This is a genomic window from Shewanella baltica (assembly GCF_900456975.1).
Lineage (GTDB): Bacteria > Pseudomonadota > Gammaproteobacteria > Enterobacterales > Shewanellaceae > Shewanella > Shewanella baltica.
In genome coordinates this window covers 707166-725227 of the sequence record NZ_UGYM01000002.1, presented here as the reverse complement: position 1 = coordinate 725227, position 18062 = coordinate 707166, and the positions used below count along the sequence as shown (strand labels likewise).

Sequence of the window (18062 nt, the reverse complement as noted above, 5' to 3'; positions counted from 1 at the left end):
AAAACATAGGTAACGACTTGTGCGGTTGACTTTAACTTTTGGCCCATTAGAATGATGGCGACTTTTAATCATTGCGGAGACCCACTGTGGGCACACACATAAGCGACAGTAGACGCCCTGTCCAAAAGACAGGATTTAACGCCTAGCACTAGCCCGCAATTTTTTTGCTGCTACCTGCTAAGCAGGGTAGTAGCGTGAACCATTCTTCACTCCGCCTCCCCCAAATATCAAATACAAACCATAAAGCCTGAGCCTATGGCTGCGCTTTCGCCATTCCAGCATATTCGCTGGGGTTCAGTTATGGGTATTTTTTGCATCTCAAAGCAAGTTTTTGCCTCAGTACCCTCCGTTTACCCGATGGATTAACACCTAAGGGTTTACATCTGAGGAGCCTAAATATGGCTTACATAAACAACACAGTAATTTGGCGGTCTCTATCCTGTGCAAGTATCAGCTTGTACTACAGCATGAGTGCGGCGGCATCGCACCTCGAAGTGGATGATCCCGCCCTCGCGGAGCACTGCGAATTAGAAATGGGCTGGCAACAACCTAGGTCGGATCATGCTCGCCCACAATTTAACGCAGCCACCACTTGCAGCCGCAATCAATGGGAATGGCACTTAGGTTTAGCGTCCAATGCCAATGACGCTATTCGTGAGGAGCAAGCTGAAGTCGGTATCAAGCTACCGCTCAACTTAAGCTCTTACTCAGATTCAGGTTCGGATTCAGATCGGCAGCAGGATGATTGGCACAGCGCAGTGGTGATCAACTTACAGAAAAACCTCGATACCAATAACGGATTTGCCACCGAAGCCTTCGGCATTATGGGCAAAACCTTAGGCGATTCCGATGTCAGCCTGTATGCCAACTTAGGTTTCACCCATGAATTTAATCAATCAACCCAATTACTTGCGGGTATCGCGGCGGCCTATGAACTCAATAGTCAGCATCGCCTGATAGCCGAGCTTTATCAAAAAGAGTTGAGTGAGGCGGTCTATCAGTTCGCCTATCAACACACGCCGCAACGGCAGCTACAGCTGGAATTGAGCTTAGGCAATGCCCTTCGTGGCAACGCGCTGCAACTTGGCGCAGACATCACCTTTTACTTTGGTCACTAGATCGTTGAGAGAATGAACTATGAACATGAATAACAGCACAAACAACACTAAAAAAATCATCCATAACCTGCAGATGATTATCGAGCAACGCAGTGCCAGCGCCATGGCTGAATTAGCCGAAAAGCGCCACCCTGCCGATATTGCAGCCGTATTTAACGTCTTTAATCAAGAGCAACAAGTCCTATTGTTGCAACTGGCATCACCTAAGGTTTGCGCCAATTTGTTTCGCTACCTGACCGACGAATTGCAGGCGAGCTTAGTTCAGCAGCTAGACAAAACCACGCTTTCTGCGCTGCTCGTGCACATGGCGGCCGATGAACGTGCCGACCTTTACAATCTGCTCGATGAAACCCAGCAAGCGGCCATTTTACCTGCGCTCGCATTGGCCAAACGGGAAGATATGCGCACACTCGCCGCCTATGACAAAGCGAAGGTCGGCGCAGTCATGACCTCAGATTACACCTTGCTCAATAGCCGCCATACTGCGGCAGAAGCCATTGATACCCTACGCACTGAGGCCGCCGATAAGGAAACCATTTATCAAACCTATGTGGTGGACATGTTAGGTCGCTTGATTGGTACAGTGTCTTTAAGACAGCTATTGCTGGCGCAACCGCACGAGCGAGTGGTCGATTTTATGAAGCCCGATCCCGTCGCGCTCGATGCCAATGCGTTTCGCGAAGAAGCGGTGCAGATGATCGCCCATTACGACTTGATGGCGCTGCCTGTAGTCAATGGCAAAGGCCAGCTTGTCGGTATTGTCACCTATGATGATGCTATGGATATTGCCAGCTCACAGGCGGATCTTGAGTTCACGAAAACCGCGGCCATCGGCAATATTGACCATAACCTTAAGACCGCCAGCATAGGCTTACTCTACCGCAAGCGCGTGGTTTGGCTGGTGATTTTGGTGTTTGGCAATATCTTCTCAGGAGCCGGTATCGCCTTCTTCGAAGACACGATTGCCAGTTATGTTTCCTTGGTCTTCTTCCTGCCGCTACTTATCGATAGCGGCGGTAATGCGGGATCACAATCGGCGACCTTAATGGTACGCGGGTTAGCCACGGGAGAAGTGGTACTCAAGGACTGGCTATCTATGTTGGGTCGTGAGTTATTTGTCGCCGGATTATTAGGTGCCAGCATGGCGGCGGCCGTATCACTGCTCGGCTTCTGGCGTGGCGGCCCTGAAATCGCGCTGGTTGTCGCGCTCACTATGCAAATAGTGGTGATTATTGGTAGCTTGATTGGTATGTCACTGCCCTTCTTACTGAGCAAGTTAAAGATGGACCCTGCAGCGGCAAGTGCGCCACTGATCACCTCCATCGCCGACATCATAGGCGTGCTTATATATTTCAGCATTGCCACTGTGGTACTCGACTTACCTATGCCATAAAGCCTGCCATAGCGCTAATCAATAGCCGAAAAACTCAAAGTGAACCAGCTAACTTGGCCCAGTTTTAGCCTTAGCTTGGTTCACTTTTCACTCGAAAAATAAGGTTAATTTGCGCCAACGCATTAAAGCGACAAAAACCCTAAAAAAATTAAGAATAAAGCGCAAGGATCAGTTAATATTTCAACACCCAAATGGTTTTACTTTTTATTAACATTGCAATATTTACCGCTGAGCCCAGTCACTGTAAATCGATAAGCAATAGCCATAGTCCTTGCGACGTTAGAGGTTTTTTTTATGTGGTTTAATTCCCAGCTCAAAGCTGAAAATAAGGCGCTTAAAGAGCGGCTTATCCAATTAGAACAACAACGCCAAAATGAAATCGATGAACTGCGTGGCATGATCCGTGAAAATGAGACTATGCAGCAGCAATCACGGCAAAATGCCGATCACTACACTGAGGTCATTGCCTGCCAAAACCAAGGTGGAGACATGCTCAATGCGGTGCGCGAAGGCTTAGCCAACAGCGCCGAATTACTTACCGCTGAACAAGATTCACTGTCAGAGCTCGATAAGATTTTTGATCAAACACGCATCGCCGTGGCAAGTTTAGGCACTAGGGCGACTTATATTAATGAGCAAGCGTCGAGCAGCATGAAAGCCGTTACTGAGCTAGATGCGACGACCTCTTCAATTAACCAATTTGTCGCCGCGATTCAAGGCATCTCAGAACAAACAAACTTGCTGGCATTGAATGCCGCCATTGAAGCCGCTCGCGCAGGCGAAGCGGGACGCGGTTTTGCTGTGGTTGCCGATGAAGTACGCCAGCTTGCCAGTAAAGCCCACGAAGCCAGTAGCCACATTGAAAAACTCGTAAAACAAATCGTTATCCAAGCGGCTGAAATTAAAGAAATTGTCCATAACAATCAAAGTAGCGCTATTGACGTGGCCAGCTCTTCTACCCAAATCGGCCAAGTGGTCGAGGATGTACTGAATCGTTCAAAGCAAATGCAGCAGGTTATCCATAACGCTGCTACCGCGTCATTCTTAAATACCACTAAGCTCGACCACGCGGTCTGGAAAAGCAGCGTTTATCAATTAATTGAAAAACCACAGCATAATCACAGTGTAAACTCGCACACTGAGTGCCGTCTCGGACAATGGTATTTCAAAGGATTTGGCGCTGAGAATTATCAGCATTTGAGTAACTTCAAAGCCTTAGATGCACCACATAAAGCGGTGCACGAAGCGGGTAAAGCCGCGCTCAATGCCAGGCAAAAAGGTAATCTGCCTGAAATGGTTAAACAACTGCACTCAATGGAGGACGCCAGTATGTGTGTTGTCCACTGCATTGATAATCTGATGCGTGACGTTTATCGAGCCTGATGTTTATCGAACAGGCTTAAGTCAGCATTGATAAAAATACCCACCTAAGAGCGCCATACTCGCGCTCTTTTTTTATCGTTCAAAACGGTATATTAAATTTAATCTTAGAAAATGAACCCCTAGCTATACTTGATTTGAACACAGCGTTCATCTTTAATCGTTTCAAGAGCAAGCAGTGAGACTCAATTATAACATTCTAATTTTTAGGGTTATTAATGAAACTAGTCACAAGCTTTTTGCTATCACTTATCTTCTGCGGCGCTTTTCCCCTGCGCGCACAGCCGCTAAACATCTATACAGAAGAATGGTCACCGATCAGTTTCTCTATCGATGGCAAACCTGCTGGTTTAGCGGTGCAAGTCGTAGAAGAAATTCAAAAACGCATCAAGAACCCAGATCCAATTAAAGTTGTACCTTGGGCTCGCGGCTGGAAAATGCTGACCGAGCAGCCCAACACTGTGTTGTTCACTATGACGCGCACCGCAGAAAGGGAACAGATGTTTACTATGATAGGACCCGTTGCTGTCGGTACGACCAATTTTTATGCCTTAAAAAATAGCGGCATAAAAATTACCTCGATAGAAGATGCTAAAACGGCGAAGGCAATTGGCGTCTATCGTGCCTCAGTGGAGGAGCGCTTGCTTACCGAACACGGCTTTACCAATGTCGCCGCCTCATCAACGCCCTTGTTGAGTGCGAAACAATTGATGAAGCACCGCATCGATCTTTGGTGTAATGCCAACCTCACTGCGCCAAGTATTTTGTCGGATGCGGGCGCCAGTATTGATGATGTAGAGTCCCTCTTTACGATTAGTGCTAACCATCTTTACATTGCCTTCTCGCAAGGCACGCCCAATGAGGTGATCGAGCAGTGGAAAAGCGCCCTAGAAGCAATAAAAGCGGATGGCACCTTCGCAACGATTTACCATACTTGGCTCCCCAACGATGCACCGCCAATGCAGACCGAACGTATCGGACTTGGCAACTAAATCTATTGATCTACTTGCTAAGCGCAAATTGCAAAACTCTATAACTCTTTAGCAAACTCTTAGAAAGGACACTCGCAAAACCAGTCGATACGCTCACCCGTGATCGGATGATCAAACGCTAAGCGGGTCGCATGCAGCATTAATCTGCTGTTACTCGCCATCTTAGTGATGTCTGGATCAGGTGCAGCAGCGTTATCAGCCACACTCTCACCCACGCCACCATAGAGATCGCACCCCAGAATCGAGTGACCAAATTGCTGACTGTGGATCCGCAGTTGATGGGTTCGGCCAGAAACCGGGGTAAACTCGACCCGCGTGGCGAAAGGCTCGGTTAACCGCTCGAGCACCCGATATTCGCTGATCGCAGGTTTACCTGTACTGTGGCAAATCTTTTGTAGTGGGAAATGATCGACATCTTTAGCGATCGGCAGATTAATCACCCCGCTGTCAGCGGCGATATGTCCGTGCAGCAAGGCAGTATAACGCTTCTCGACCGTACGTGCCTGAAACTGCTTAGTCAGCAAGCCATTCACGGTTTTATTCAGCGCCACCAGCATAATGCCCGAAGTGCCAAAATCAAGTCTGTGCAGCAAAGTGGCCGTCGGAAAATCCTGCACTAAGCGATAATGCACCGAATCGAGATTGAGCGGATTCTTCCCCGACAGACTCAATAATCCGCTCGGCTTATCAATCAGCAGAATGTCGCTATCTTGATAAAGCACGCGTATTTGCCCGAGGCAAGGCGGCGCAATAAAAGTATCGACTTTGGCAAGGCTATCGGCGGCAGGAGCAGACATAGTTTTCAGGCAACCTAAGTAGGAAATCAAATGAGTTAAGTCATACTCAAAACAAACTGCACAACTCAATAAAACAAACTCAAAAACTCAGTAAAACAGACTAAGTTACTCAATAAAACAAATTCAAAAATTGAGCAAAACAGACACAGGCCTAAATAATAAGGCCGCATAACCTAAGTTATGCGGCCCTCTAATTCACGGCATTAACGCTGTGGCTTATTTAGCCAGTACGCGTAAATGCAGTTCTTGTACTGACGTCACGTTAGTACGATCATCAGCGGCATGGGCCATACAAGTGGCGAATGCAGCGTTCATGGTCGTCGTGTAGTTAACTTTGTAACGCAGTGCACCGCGGCGCAATTGACGAGAATCTTCAATCGCTTGGCGACCTTCAGTAGTGTTCACGATATAAGTGTATTCACCATTCTTGATGCGATCGAGAATGTGTGGACGACCTTCGTGTACCTTGTTCACTAGACGTGGGTTGATACCCGCTTCGCCAAGGATAATCGCAGTACCGTGAGTGGCATCGATTTGGTAACCGAGCTCGATTAACTTAGCCGCTAAATCGGCAACGCGTTTCTTATCGCTGTTACGCACAGACAATAACGCACGACCCGACTTAGGCACTTCAGAAGTGGCACCTAACTGCGCCTTGGCATAGGCTTCGGCGAACGTATCGCCCACGCCCATGACTTCACCGGTAGAGCGCATTTCTGGGCCTAACAGTGGGTCAACACCCGGGAACTTGTTAAATGGCAACACCACTTCTTTCACTGAGTAGAAAGGTGGGATCACTTCTTTAGTGAAGTTTTGCGACGTTAAGCTTTGACCCGCCATCACACGCGCGGCAATCTTAGCTAAAGGCACACCTGTTGCTTTAGACACAAATGGCACAGTACGGGCAGCACGTGGGTTAACTTCAATCATATAGATTTCGTTATCTTTCACGGCGAACTGTACGTTCATCAGGCCGACAACACCGAGTTCCATCGCCAACTTGCCGACTTGAACGCGCATGCGATCTTGGATTTCTTGGCTTAGCGTGTATGGCGGCAGCGAACAACCTGAGTCACCTGAGTGAACACCCGCTTGTTCGATATGCTCCATAATCGCGCCAATCACCACGATTTCACCGTCGCATACTGCATCAATATCCACTTCAATCGCATCATCTAAGAAGCGATCGAGCAGTACAGGCGACGCGTTCGATACGCTCACGGCTTCGTTGAAGTAACGCAGTAAATCTTGCTTGTCGTAGACGATTTCCATCGCGCGGCCGCCCAGTACATAGGATGGACGCACAACTAACGGATAACCGATACGCTCAGCGGCAATCACAGCACCTTCAACCGTAGTCACGGTATCATTTTCAGGCTGTTTCATCTCTAAGCGTTGAATCGCTTGCTGGAAACGCTCACGGTCTTCGGCGCGGTCGATTGCATCTGGGCTAGTACCAATGACAGGTACGCCAGCGGCTTCTAAGGCACGGGCCAATTTCAATGGCGTTTGACCACCGTACTGCACGATAACGCCTTTTGGCTTCTCGATACGGACAATTTCTAATACGTCTTCCAGTGTGACGGGTTCGAAGTACAGACGGTCTGATGTGTCGTAGTCGGTTGAAACGGTTTCAGGGTTACAGTTTACCATGATGGTTTCATAACCGTCTTCACGTAGCGCTAACGCCGCGTGTACACAGCAATAATCGAACTCGATACCTTGACCGATACGGTTTGGCCCGCCACCTAACACCATGATTTTGTCACGGGTCGATGGGTTAGCTTCACATTCTTCTTCGTACGTTGAGTACATGTAAGCTGTGTCTGTTGCAAACTCAGCCGCACAGGTATCCACACGTTTGTAGACTGGGTGCAGGTCAAACTTGTCACGCAGCTTACGCACTTCGGCTTCGTTCACGCCTAATACATCGGCCAGACGCGCATCAGCAAAACCTTTACGTTTCAGTTTGCGCAGTAAGTCATGATCCAGACCAGCCAGCCCAACTTCAGCAACCACACCTTCAAGCTTGATCAGCTCTTCGATTTGTACGAGGAACCAAGGGTCGATATTGGTCAGCTTAAAGATTTCATCTAAGCTCAGCCCCGCACGCATCGCATCGGCTATGTACCAAATACGGTCGCAACCAGGCTCTTTCAGCTCAAGGCGAATACGCGCCATCGCCTCAGGCTTAGACATGTCAGTGATAGGGTCTAAACCGTTACGGTTAACCTCTAAACCACGTAATGCCTTTTGCAGTGACTCTTGGAAAGTACGGCCAATCGCCATCACTTCACCCACAGATTTCATCTGTGTAGTTAAGCGATCATTGGCGCCAGCAAACTTTTCAAAGTTAAAGCGTGGCACTTTAGTCACAACGTAATCGATAGCAGGTTCGAATGACGCTGGCGTACGACCGCCAGTGATGTCGTTCATCAGCTCATCAAGGGTGAAGCCGACCGCTAACTTAGCGGCGATTTTCGCAATCGGGAAACCCGTTGCCTTTGATGCTAATGCTGAAGAGCGCGATACACGTGGGTTCATCTCGATGATAACCATACGGCCATCTTTCGGGTTGATACCAAACTGTACGTTCGAACCGCCGGTCTCAACACCAATCTCACGCAGTACGGCCATAGAGGCGTTACGCATGATTTGGTATTCTTTGTCTGTCAGGGTTTGTGCTGGCGCAACGGTAATAGAGTCGCCAGTGTGTACACCCATAGGATCGAAGTTTTCGATGGCGCAGACGATAATGCAGTTATCGTTGCGGTCACGGACCACTTCCATCTCGTATTCTTTCCAACCGATCAGTGATTCGTCGATCAGCAGTTCACTCGTTGGCGATAACTCTAAGCCCTGTGAACAGATCTCTTCGAACTCTTCCTTGTTGTAGGCGATACCGCCGCCCGAGCCACCCATAGTAAAGGATGGACGGATAATACAAGGGAAACCCACTTGTTCGAGTACGCCGTAAGCTTCTTCCATGTTGTGGGCAATGCCCGCACGTGGACAGTCAAGACCGATACTTTTCATCGCTTTATCAAAGCGGCTACGGTCTTCAGCTTTATCGATGGCATCGGCGGTCGCGCCAATCATCTCAACGTTAAATTCTTTCAGTACGCCTTTAGCTTCGAGTTCTAATGCGCAGTTCAGTGCGGTTTGGCCGCCCATGGTTGGCAGAATCGCGTCTGGGCGTTCTTTAGCAATAATGTTACGGACCACTTCCCAGTGAATCGGCTCGATATAAGTAGCATCGGCCATTTCTGGGTCAGTCATAATGGTGGCAGGGTTAGAGTTCACCAGAATGACACGGTAGCCTTCTTCACGCAGCGCTTTACACGCCTGTGCGCCAGAATAGTCAAATTCACATGCCTGACCAATCACGATTGGGCCGGCGCCTAGGATAAGAATACTCTTTATATCTGTACGTTTTGGCATTGCTTCTCTCTTCTCCTAGCTAGCGTACTACTTGGCGTTCTGACTTTTCGTTACAAGACGATAGTGTTCAATAAGCTCGATAAAGTGATCGAACAGCGGGGCGGCATCGTTCGGGCCTGGGCTCGCTTCAGGGTGACCTTGGAAGCTGAACGCAGGTTTGTCCGTAAGATGGATACCTTGCAGTGAACCATCAAACAGCGACTTATGCGTCACCTTAATGTTGGCGGGTAGCGTGGTTTCATCGGCAGCAAAACCGTGGTTTTGGCTGGTGATCATCACGTTACCTTTCTCGATGTTGCTCACTGGGTGGTTTGCACCGTGGTGACCAAACTTCATCTTTAAGGTTTTTGCACCTGAGGCCAGAGCCAACAACTGATGACCTAAACAGATACCGAAAATCGGTGTGTCGGTTTTCAAGATCTGTTGAATCGCTTCAATTGCGTAATCGCATGGCTCTGGATCGCCAGGGCCGTTCGAAAGGAACACACCATCGGGATTCATCGCCAGCACGTCGGCGGCAGAGGTTTTAGCTGGCACAACAGTGACGTCGCAACCGCGGTCCACTAACATACGCAGAATGTTTTGCTTAACGCCGTAGTCGTAGGCTACTACTTTGTATTTAAGCTCATTTGCTGGCGTATCTGCAGGTAAACCGCCCACTAAACGCCAGCTACCTTTGCGCCATGGATAGGCTGCTTTAGTTGTGACTTCTTTAGCGAGATCCATGCCTTTTAAACCGGGGAAGGCTTTGGCAGCGGCAAGCGCTTTTGCTTCGTCTAAGTCTGCACCAGCCATAATACAACCGGCTTGAGCACCTTTTTCACGGAGAATACGAGTTAACTTGCGGGTATCGATATCTGCTATGCCAACGACATTGTTCGCTTTGAGATAATCACTTAAGCTTTGTTGATTACGGAAACTACTTGCGATGAGCGGAAGATCACGAATGATAAGACCACAAGCGTGAACCCCATCGGATTCAACATCTTCATCATTGGTACCAGTGTTGCCTATGTGTGGGTAGGTTAATGTTACAATCTGGCGTGAGTAGGATGGATCAGTTAAAATTTCTTGGTAACCTGTCATGGAAGTGTTAAAAACAACTTCACCAACAGAGAGACCATCGGCACCAATTGCTGTGCCAGAGAATACAGTTCCATCTTCGAGTACGAGTAAGGCAGACTTTGTCAACGCGACCTCCATAAAGAGCCAAGCCACTGAAATATAATGTTTTTATGTTATGTTAAGATACCAATTTCCGCTAATTTACGAAATTTTGACAAATTCCAGCGAGTTTACAGGAAAAACGCGAAACCGTCCACCCATTGGTATCTGGGTGCAAAAAAAAACGCCATATCGGCGTTTTTAATATTAATGCAAACCTAAAACCTGCTGCATATCATACAAGCCCGGCTTTTGCTCCACTAGCCAGTGGGCGGCGCGCATAGCGCCGTTAGCAAAGGTCATACGACTCGAGGCTTTATGGGTGATCTCTAAACGCTCACCGATATCGGCAAACATGGCCGTATGTTCACCGACTAAGTCACCGGCACGAATAGTCGCAAAACCTATGGTTTCACGATCGCGTTCACCCGTGATCCCTTCGCGGCCATACACGGCACATTTCTCAAGATCGCGACCTAAGGTCTTAGCAATCACTTCACCCATTTTCAGGGCTGTACCCGACGGCGCATCTTTTTTGTGTCTGTGGTGACCTTCGATAATTTCGATATCCGTGTAATCACCCATGACTTCGGCAGCCAGTTCGAGTAATTTCCACATCAGGTTGACACCCACAGACATATTCGGCGCCATCACTACCGGCGTTTGCTCGGCAAAGGCATTGATCTGTTCTTTTTGAGCATGATTGAAACCGGTTGTGCCGATCACCATGGCTTTCTTATGGCGCACACACCAATCTAAATGGACAATACTGGCGTCTGGCGCAGTGAAATCAATCAAGACATCAAAATCATCGGTCGCGTAATCCAGCGAATCCATGATCATGACCTTTAATTTACCCACACCAGCTAGCTCACCCGCATCCACGCCCACTAAACTAGAGCCAGCGCGCTCAATAGCGGCACCCAGCAATATATGGTCGTGATTGTAAGCCGCTTCAATAAGAGTGCGTCCCATACGACCACCGGCACCGACGATTGCCACTCTCACTTGTCCACTCATTTCAATCTCCTCAATCTTTCTTTGTCTTCCATAAGAAAACGCCTAAGACAGGCTTAGGCGTTTTATCAATATTAGATGATATCTAATAATTCAACTTCGAATACCAAAGTTGAATAAGGAGGAATCGATGCCCCCGCGCCACGCTCACCGTAAGCTAGGTGATGTGGAACAAATAATTTCAACTTAGTGCCTACTGGCATCAGTTGCAGTGCTTCAGTCCAGCCAGCGATAACGCCAGATACAGGGAACTCAGCTGGTTGGCCACGAACTACAGAGCTATCGAACACATCACCATTGATGAAAGAACCATGGTAGTGAGTACGCACTGTATCTTCGTAAGTTGGAGTAGCACCGTCACCTTGGACTAATACTTCGAACTGCAGACCAGAGTCAGTCACAGTCACGCCATCACGCTTAGCATTTTCAGCTAAGAACGCATCGCCTTCAGCAGACGCAGCTGCAGCAGCTTGCTCTTGAGCAGCTTGAATACGACCGCTGATTTCAGTGAACGCAACTTGCAGATCTTGCATAGACACAGCACTTTCTAAACCGGCGAACGCATCGGCTAAACCCGCTTGAACGGCTGGAATATCCACACCATCAAAAGAATTGGCGGCCAGTTGCTCACCCATTTGACGGCCTACACCGTAGCTTGCTTGCTGTTCAACAGTACTGAATTTATCAGACATAATTAACGACTCTCAATTTATCAGTGGAATTTTGCGCGCCAGTTTACCATAGTTCCGCGACCTATGCTGATAAACTGACTGCTTATTTAACTAAGGCGGCTTTTTTACACACTTATTGCGTATTTATCCAAAAGCGTAAATAGGCTAAGGACGCATATTGTCCAGAAAACAACCACTAACACTCAGCTAAGTGGCACTTCGCTATGCTGCGTGCAGCTTATTTCGGCGCCACACATTGATTCTTCACTTGGGTTTTAGCACTGGCATAGAGTGGCTGCATCTGCCCTTGCAGTTGTTGCAACTGAGCGATACGGTTACTGTTCGAAGGATGGGTCGATAATAATTCTGGCCCCTGACTGCCGCCCGCCTTCGACATATTCTGCCATAACGCCACGCTTTGCGCCGGATCGAAACCGGCTCTCGCCATCAGCTCTAAGCCCATCACATCGGCTTCGCTCTCTTGAGCGCGGCCAAAGGGCAGAATCACCCCAACCTGAGCACCGAGTCCTAACGCCGACATATATAAGTCACGATTCGACACACCACTCGCCCCCAACGCCGCATCGGCTATTTGCATACCGACGCCCGTTAACTGTCCACGAGAAACCTGCTCGTTACCATGTTGCGCCAACACGTGCGCCACTTCGTGACCAAGCACAGTAGCAAGCTGATCAGGACCATTGGCGACCTTAAGTAAGCCGCTATACACACCAATGTGGCCACCTGGCAGTGCAAAGGCGTTAACTTGTTCAGAGTCAAACAAGACCACATCCCAGCGCTGGGTTTGATCCGGCAGCACTGCCGTCACCCGATTAGCGACACAATTCACGTATTGCGTCAGCTTTTTATCGCTACTCACCTTTTGCTGCTTTTTCATCTCTTCAAAAGAAGCATCACCCATCTGCTGCATCTGCGCCGCTGAAAAGAGCAAGGTCTGCCCCCGCCCCGTTGGCGATTGCGTGGTCGCGCAGGCCGATAATCCGAGCACGACCGCCAAACCCACTAAGCCTAAACGCATTAATTTCATGTGGCACTCCTTAAATCCCATGACGGGCGTGAAGATCCTTGAGCCAAACTGGCTCAACTAGTGGAAAGATTTTACTGAGATAGACAAGCTAAGCCAAATAGAGAAACACTGGCGGCGCGCGTTAGCGATACTTTGCACCTAAAGGGAATTAATACTCTTCTTTCAACAAGGCGTAGAGATACTCATCGCCCCACGCGCCCTTAAAGAAGATGTTTTTCACATAATGGGCTTCACGCCTAAAATGGAGTTTTTCGAGTAAGCGACAGCTGGCAAGATTTTGTGCGTCTGTGATCGCAATAACGCGATGCTTATGTAATTCAATGAAGAGGTAATCCAGTAATGCGCTGACGGCCTCAAAAGCGACATGTTTACCTTGATGCTCAGGCGCAATCGTAAAGCCGATTTCCACCTGCTGCTCATCAATAAAGTGCAGCGCCAGATCGCCAACGAGCGCGGTCGGTATCGCTCCCGACGCGGCAGTGACAATCGCAAGTTGAAACCATGTATCCGCCGCACCAAATTGTGCGTAATCCATATTATCGAACAGCGCGACTGCATCGCTATAGAGGTAATCCGTCCAGCTTTGATATTGGGCGACCTTAGTGTCGGCTCGATAGGCGGTAAAGCCTCAAGATCCGCTCGCTGGAATGGCCTAAGTACAAAGTGCTCAGTCGTTAAACCGTTATTCACCACTTTATGAAGTGCTTTGCTTAACGCCAATGTCGATGCCATAACTTAGCTCCCTTAATGTCAATAAGTCACTAAGTTACACCCAGAGCGAAAGCGTTAACAGCAGCCAATGCGCTTTATTCTGTTATCGGTTTAGTGATAGCAGCACGCCAAGCTTGAACGCTATGGATAGCTTCAAACTCAGCGCTTACCTTTAAACTCTTTGGCGCTATGCTTATTGATGCTACGGCGATTCGCCTGTTTATCACGTGGTGGTCGCTTACGCTCAACTTTACTCTCTGTGGCGCCATCACTGGTATTTTCACTCGGCTTATCCGTTACCGGAAAGTCAGCCAATAATGCCAGCGGTAACTCCCGCGCGGTCAAGCTGCGAATTGCCGTTAAGGTGGCCATTTCACCGTGGCACACGAGGGAAATCGCCAGCCCTTTTTCGCCAGCGCGGGCGGTGCGGCCAATGCGGTGCACGTACACAGGCGCACTCATGGGTAAATCCAAATTGATGACCACAGGCAAGGCATCGACATGAATGCCACGCGCCATCAAGTCAGTCGCCACTAATACTTGAATCCGATTAGCTTTAAAGTCGGCCAAGGTTTGGCTGCGCACGGTTTGATCTTTTTCACCGTGCAGCGCGGCGACTTTCATCCCCGCTTTGGCGAGCCGTTTAGCGACGGCATCGGCATCATCACGGGCGCTGATAAACACCAGCACCTGCGGCCATTGATACTGTTTTAACAGCGCAATCAATACCTGCGCTTTACTGCCCTTGTTGACTAAATAGAGTTGTTCTTCGATTTCACCAGCCACTGAATTCACCTTGTGGGCTTCGACCCGTAACGGCTCATTCACCAGCAGCTTGCCCGCCAATGTATCCAACGCCTCGGGCAAGGTGGCGGAAAACAACGAGGTTTGCTTAAGCTTAGGCATAAACGCCATCAGCTTTTGCACATCAGGCCAAAACCCCATTTCCAGCAGGCGGTCAGCTTCATCCAGCACAAGATGTTTTATCGAATCGAGGCTGATGTGGGACTGTTTACATAAATCCAGTAAACGCCCAGGGGTTGCCACTAACACCTGCGGCTTGGCTGCAAGTTCGGCTAATTGGTCTTCCAAGGGGACGCCGCCACACAGAAGCTGAATCTTCAATGAAGCCGATAACTGACTCGCCACTGTTTGCAGCACCTCAGTCACTTGCAGCGCTAATTCCCGTGTAGGCACCAGCACTAACGCCAGCGCATTTAGGGGTTGTACAGACTTAGTGCCCTGTAACTGTGTTTGCTGTTGCAACAAAATTTGTTGTAGGAGTGGCAAACCAAAAGCTAAGGTTTTCCCGCTACCGGTTTGTGCTAAGGCTAACAAATCCCGTCCCGCAAGAATGGCCGGAATCGCCAATTGCTGCACCTTTGTCGGATGTTTAAGACTTGCAGGCAAAGCCTTAAGTAAAGCCGAATTTAAGCCAAGCTCAGCAAAAGTTAACGACTCAGGGGAAGAAGAAAGCTCGGGAAAAGTCATCACAGCACCGGATCAAAACATGGGAGCGAAAGTTTACGCAGAGTCGAGTGGGATTACCAATATTGCTTGTATCAATCGAGATCAAAGTTAGCAGTCCCTTTTGACTCACTCATTTCACTGATTCATTTATCTCGCTAAGATTTGCTCGTGCAAGCACTAAACTAATAATCGAGTCCGAAAACCCCGCACAGCATAATAAGAGTCTGCACCATTATGATAAGTAAACACTTTGCCATAACGTCGATCACAGAAAATAGCCCCGCCTTGAGCCCTGATATCTTTTGGCGTGTCTACCCAACTTGAGGTTTTAGTATCAAACTCGCCTAAGGTTTGTAACTCACGATATTGCGCCTCGGTCAGCATTTGTACACCCATTTGCACCGCCAGTTCCAGTGCACTGCCGACGGGTTTATTTTTCTTGCGCGCCTCGAGCGCTGCTTTGTCATAACAAAGACTGCGCCGTTCCGCAGGGCTTTGCGCCGCGCAATCAACAAAAATAAATTTGCCCGTATTCGCATCAATCCCCACCACATCAGGCTCGCCACCTGTGTGTTCCATCCAATGCAGCGCATTTTGGATTTGCGTATCACTTTGCAAAATACTGGCCTCAACCTCAGGCCACGAAATCCCTTGATGGTGCAACCTATTTGCCGCAAACCTTGACGCCAGCTTTGCCAGCAAGTCGCTTAAGAGTAAATCATTCACCGTTATTTTCCCCATGACTTCCCTGCCCTTGGTTTGTTATCGAAAATCACCCCCCAATGGACCATAAACTGTTTTAGCATAACCTAAGATAGTCAAACCACAGTAAAATGCACAGGCCTGATTTACTCGGACCATGAGCAAGAATAAAGCAAGTTTTAATATAAAGTGCACCAATAACATTCTGTTTTGGATTGGCGCATTTTACCGCGCAGATTTAATGCCAGCTTATGGTAGAATCCCGCCCAATCAGCTTTATGAATGTGCAACACAACTCATTTGTTTAACTGAACGTAGTGGAACACTACCGTGATTAACTAAATGAGGAGAACAGATTATGAGTAAGTTAAATGCCGAAGAACGTAAAGCCCGCGATAACGCCCGTTTTTCACAACGCGTCGATGAACGCCGCACAAAGGGCGAAGACGTCGTCGCCTACGTGCTAGGCAACAAGCTCGCGTTTAAGTTTCTGACTAAACCAGAGAGACACGAATTTAAACAAAGAGAAGCGGCACTTGAAGAAGAAGCCAAGCTTAAAAAGCAGCAAGCGTTTCAGCTTAAAACCGAGCAAGAGTTAGAGAAAGCCGAAGCCGCATTTACTGTTCCAGAAGAGTAACCTCTCAAAAGAGCCATTGATTATCATTGATGGCTCACGCATACCCCATTTCCAAACTTCGTTTGAATTTTCGAATCGAAATCAAAATCAACGTTGTGGGGCTTCACACCCTGATTTTTTATTAGAGAATCGACCAAGAGGGGATCAACAGCAATCCCCTCTCGGATCTCCCTTGCCGCCCCTCTGCAGAGTCGAAAGCTCCTTGTGCTCATCGGCAAATTTGCTGACGCTTCCGATGGAGCGTCCCTTCCCCTCGAAAGCTAGCTTGCCATCCATGGCAAGACTCACGCAATTTGCCAATTCGCCCCGCGGCGACTCCGAAGGGGATGATGTATTTCTTAGACTCTGACTTTATCGTAAAATTATTAAGACATAGAACTCAAGCCTGCCCCAATCTTTCCGCCACATTTCCGTTGCGAATGTTTTAACTTTAACTATAAGATGAATAATAAATTACAAATAACTGAAAAAAGATAAGGTCTAATCACATGCATTCAAATGAAAAAAATAATAGGCTATACCACTTTACTACAATGAATGGATTAAAAGGAATTATTGGGGATAACAAACTTTGGTTTACCGACTATAGATTTTTGAATGACAAAGACGAAATATCAAAAGCTTACAACATTCTTATTAAGAAACTTAAAGAACGAGATTATATAAAATCATCAATAGAAATGCATCTTAATTTTAGGAACTTTAGTCGAGATTACTCTCTAGGAATATGTAGCTTCTCCAATAACTATGACTCCCTAGCACAATGGCGACTATACTCAGATAATTGCAAAGGCGCTTGCATAGGATTTAATAGAAGTTCATGGGATAACAGAGCTCAAGCAAATTGGGAGACATTTCCACCATTAAATAGTTCGATCTATGAGGATGCTTTTAACAAACCATTTATTACAGAACTAATTGAATGTTCTTATAAAGATATAGATCTTTTCGTTGAACAAATAATTTTAGATTTTGAAAAATATTTTATTGACATAGAAAACTCCGAATTCAAACCAAAAAGCATTAAATCCATTACACATAATGAAAAATCAGAATATATCAAGTTAATAAAAAAAATCGCTTCATGGAAACATCCTGACTTTTCATATGAGCAAGAAGAGAGAGCTATATCAATAGTCCCAAAAAAAGATGTAAAAATTAGGGTTACTGACATATCTTTAATTCCTTACTACGAATTAGAGATTGGTAAAAGCTTTTTCATTGATGAATATGAATTAATAATCCTAGGTTCAAAATGCGATCCAAACACTAATGAAACAATCGAGTATTTATTAGATTACCATGTGGACTATGAGGAGGAAGATGGAGAAGGATGTCACAAACTTGAATATTATGCCAAAGTTCTAGCTCAAGAGTACCCTGATAAATATAAAGCATTTTCGTATTGTGCTCACCAAATTACACCTTACAGATAAAGTAAAATTTTTCAATAATATCTTGGTTGCGTAGAGTCAAGAAAAAATCGGACAGGCATAACTTTTATGTCTTAATTATTTCCCA

General features: G+C 47.4%; 14 protein-coding genes and 1 pseudogene. 6 read left to right on the top strand and 9 right to left on the bottom strand.

All coding sequences use genetic code 11. From position 1 onward, the window contains the following. Nucleotides 1-398 precede the first annotated feature (398 nt). The 4 genes from DYH48_RS03165 to DYH48_RS03150 all read left to right on the top strand — a co-directional run bounded on the left by DYH48_RS03165 (nt 399) and on the right by DYH48_RS03150 (nt 4883). On the top strand, nt 399-1118 hold the full coding sequence (locus DYH48_RS03165) for a hypothetical protein (protein WP_115334030.1): 720 nt from the start codon (nt 399-401) through the stop codon (nt 1116-1118). A 19-nt stretch (nt 1119-1137) separates the two neighbouring features. Continuing rightward, a complete protein-coding gene (mgtE, locus tag DYH48_RS03160; protein ID WP_012586990.1) occupies nt 1138-2511 on the top strand; it encodes a magnesium transporter in 1374 nt (457 codons plus the stop codon). Between the two features lie 294 nt (nt 2512-2805). Next, a complete protein-coding gene (locus DYH48_RS03155) occupies nt 2806-3894 on the top strand; it encodes a methyl-accepting chemotaxis protein (protein WP_115334029.1) in 1089 nt (362 codons plus the stop codon). Nucleotides 3895-4109: 215 nt separating this feature from the next. Then, complete coding sequence (locus DYH48_RS03150; protein ID WP_011847556.1) at nt 4110-4883, top strand: substrate-binding periplasmic protein; 774 nt, start codon at nt 4110-4112, stop codon at nt 4881-4883. Between the two features lie 59 nt (nt 4884-4942). Here the strand turns inward: DYH48_RS03150 and DYH48_RS03145 are convergent, their stop codons facing one another. The 9 genes and pseudogenes from DYH48_RS03145 to DYH48_RS03105 all read right to left on the bottom strand — a co-directional run bounded on the left by DYH48_RS03145 (nt 4943) and on the right by DYH48_RS03105 (nt 15943). Next, nucleotides 4943-5680: an RluA family pseudouridine synthase gene (locus tag DYH48_RS03145; RefSeq protein WP_115334028.1), complete on the bottom strand. Its 738-nt coding sequence runs from the start codon at nt 5678-5680 to the stop codon at nt 4943-4945. 216 nt (nt 5681-5896) lie between these two features. Then, on the bottom strand, nt 5897-9121 hold the full coding sequence (carB, locus tag DYH48_RS03140) for a carbamoyl-phosphate synthase large subunit (RefSeq protein ID WP_115334027.1): 3225 nt from the start codon (nt 9119-9121) through the stop codon (nt 5897-5899). 27 nt (nt 9122-9148) lie between these two features. Then, nucleotides 9149-10324 carry a glutamine-hydrolyzing carbamoyl-phosphate synthase small subunit gene (carA, locus tag DYH48_RS03135; protein WP_115334026.1) on the bottom strand — a complete coding sequence of 392 codons (1176 nt, stop codon included), beginning with the start codon at nt 10322-10324 and terminating at the stop codon, nt 9149-9151. A 168-nt stretch (nt 10325-10492) separates the two neighbouring features. Next, a complete protein-coding gene (dapB, locus tag DYH48_RS03130) occupies nt 10493-11305 on the bottom strand; it encodes a 4-hydroxy-tetrahydrodipicolinate reductase (protein ID WP_006082785.1) in 813 nt (270 codons plus the stop codon). Between the two features lie 71 nt (nt 11306-11376). Continuing rightward, entirely contained in the window at nt 11377-11994 is a 618-nt protein-coding gene (gene bamJ, locus DYH48_RS03125; protein WP_006083907.1) for a BamJ family beta-barrel-assembly machinery protein, read from the bottom strand. Between the two features lie 217 nt (nt 11995-12211). Further along, nucleotides 12212-13021 (bottom strand): M48 family metallopeptidase, encoded by an 810-nt coding sequence (locus DYH48_RS03120; RefSeq protein WP_115334025.1) that lies wholly within the window; start codon nt 13019-13021, stop codon nt 12212-12214. A gap of 148 nt (nt 13022-13169) precedes the next feature. After that, nucleotides 13170-13753: pseudogene (locus tag DYH48_RS03115) on the bottom strand (GNAT family N-acetyltransferase). A gap of 138 nt (nt 13754-13891) precedes the next feature. Next, entirely contained in the window at nt 13892-15223 is a 1332-nt protein-coding gene (locus DYH48_RS03110; protein ID WP_115334024.1) for a DEAD/DEAH box helicase, read from the bottom strand. Between the two features lie 156 nt (nt 15224-15379). Further along, nucleotides 15380-15943, bottom strand: coding sequence for a DUF4256 domain-containing protein (locus DYH48_RS03105; protein ID WP_115334023.1), 564 nt, complete (start codon nt 15941-15943; stop codon nt 15380-15382). 319 nt (nt 15944-16262) lie between these two features. Here DYH48_RS03105 and DYH48_RS03100 point away from each other — a divergent pair, with 319 nt between their 5' ends. Then, nucleotides 16263-16541, top strand: coding sequence for a hypothetical protein (locus tag DYH48_RS03100; RefSeq protein WP_006082790.1), 279 nt, complete (start codon nt 16263-16265; stop codon nt 16539-16541). Nucleotides 16542-17029: 488 nt separating this feature from the next. Continuing rightward, nucleotides 17030-17977 carry a DUF2971 domain-containing protein gene (locus tag DYH48_RS03095; RefSeq protein ID WP_115334022.1) on the top strand — a complete coding sequence of 316 codons (948 nt, stop codon included), beginning with the start codon at nt 17030-17032 and terminating at the stop codon, nt 17975-17977. Nucleotides 17978-18062: the final 85 nt, after the last annotated feature.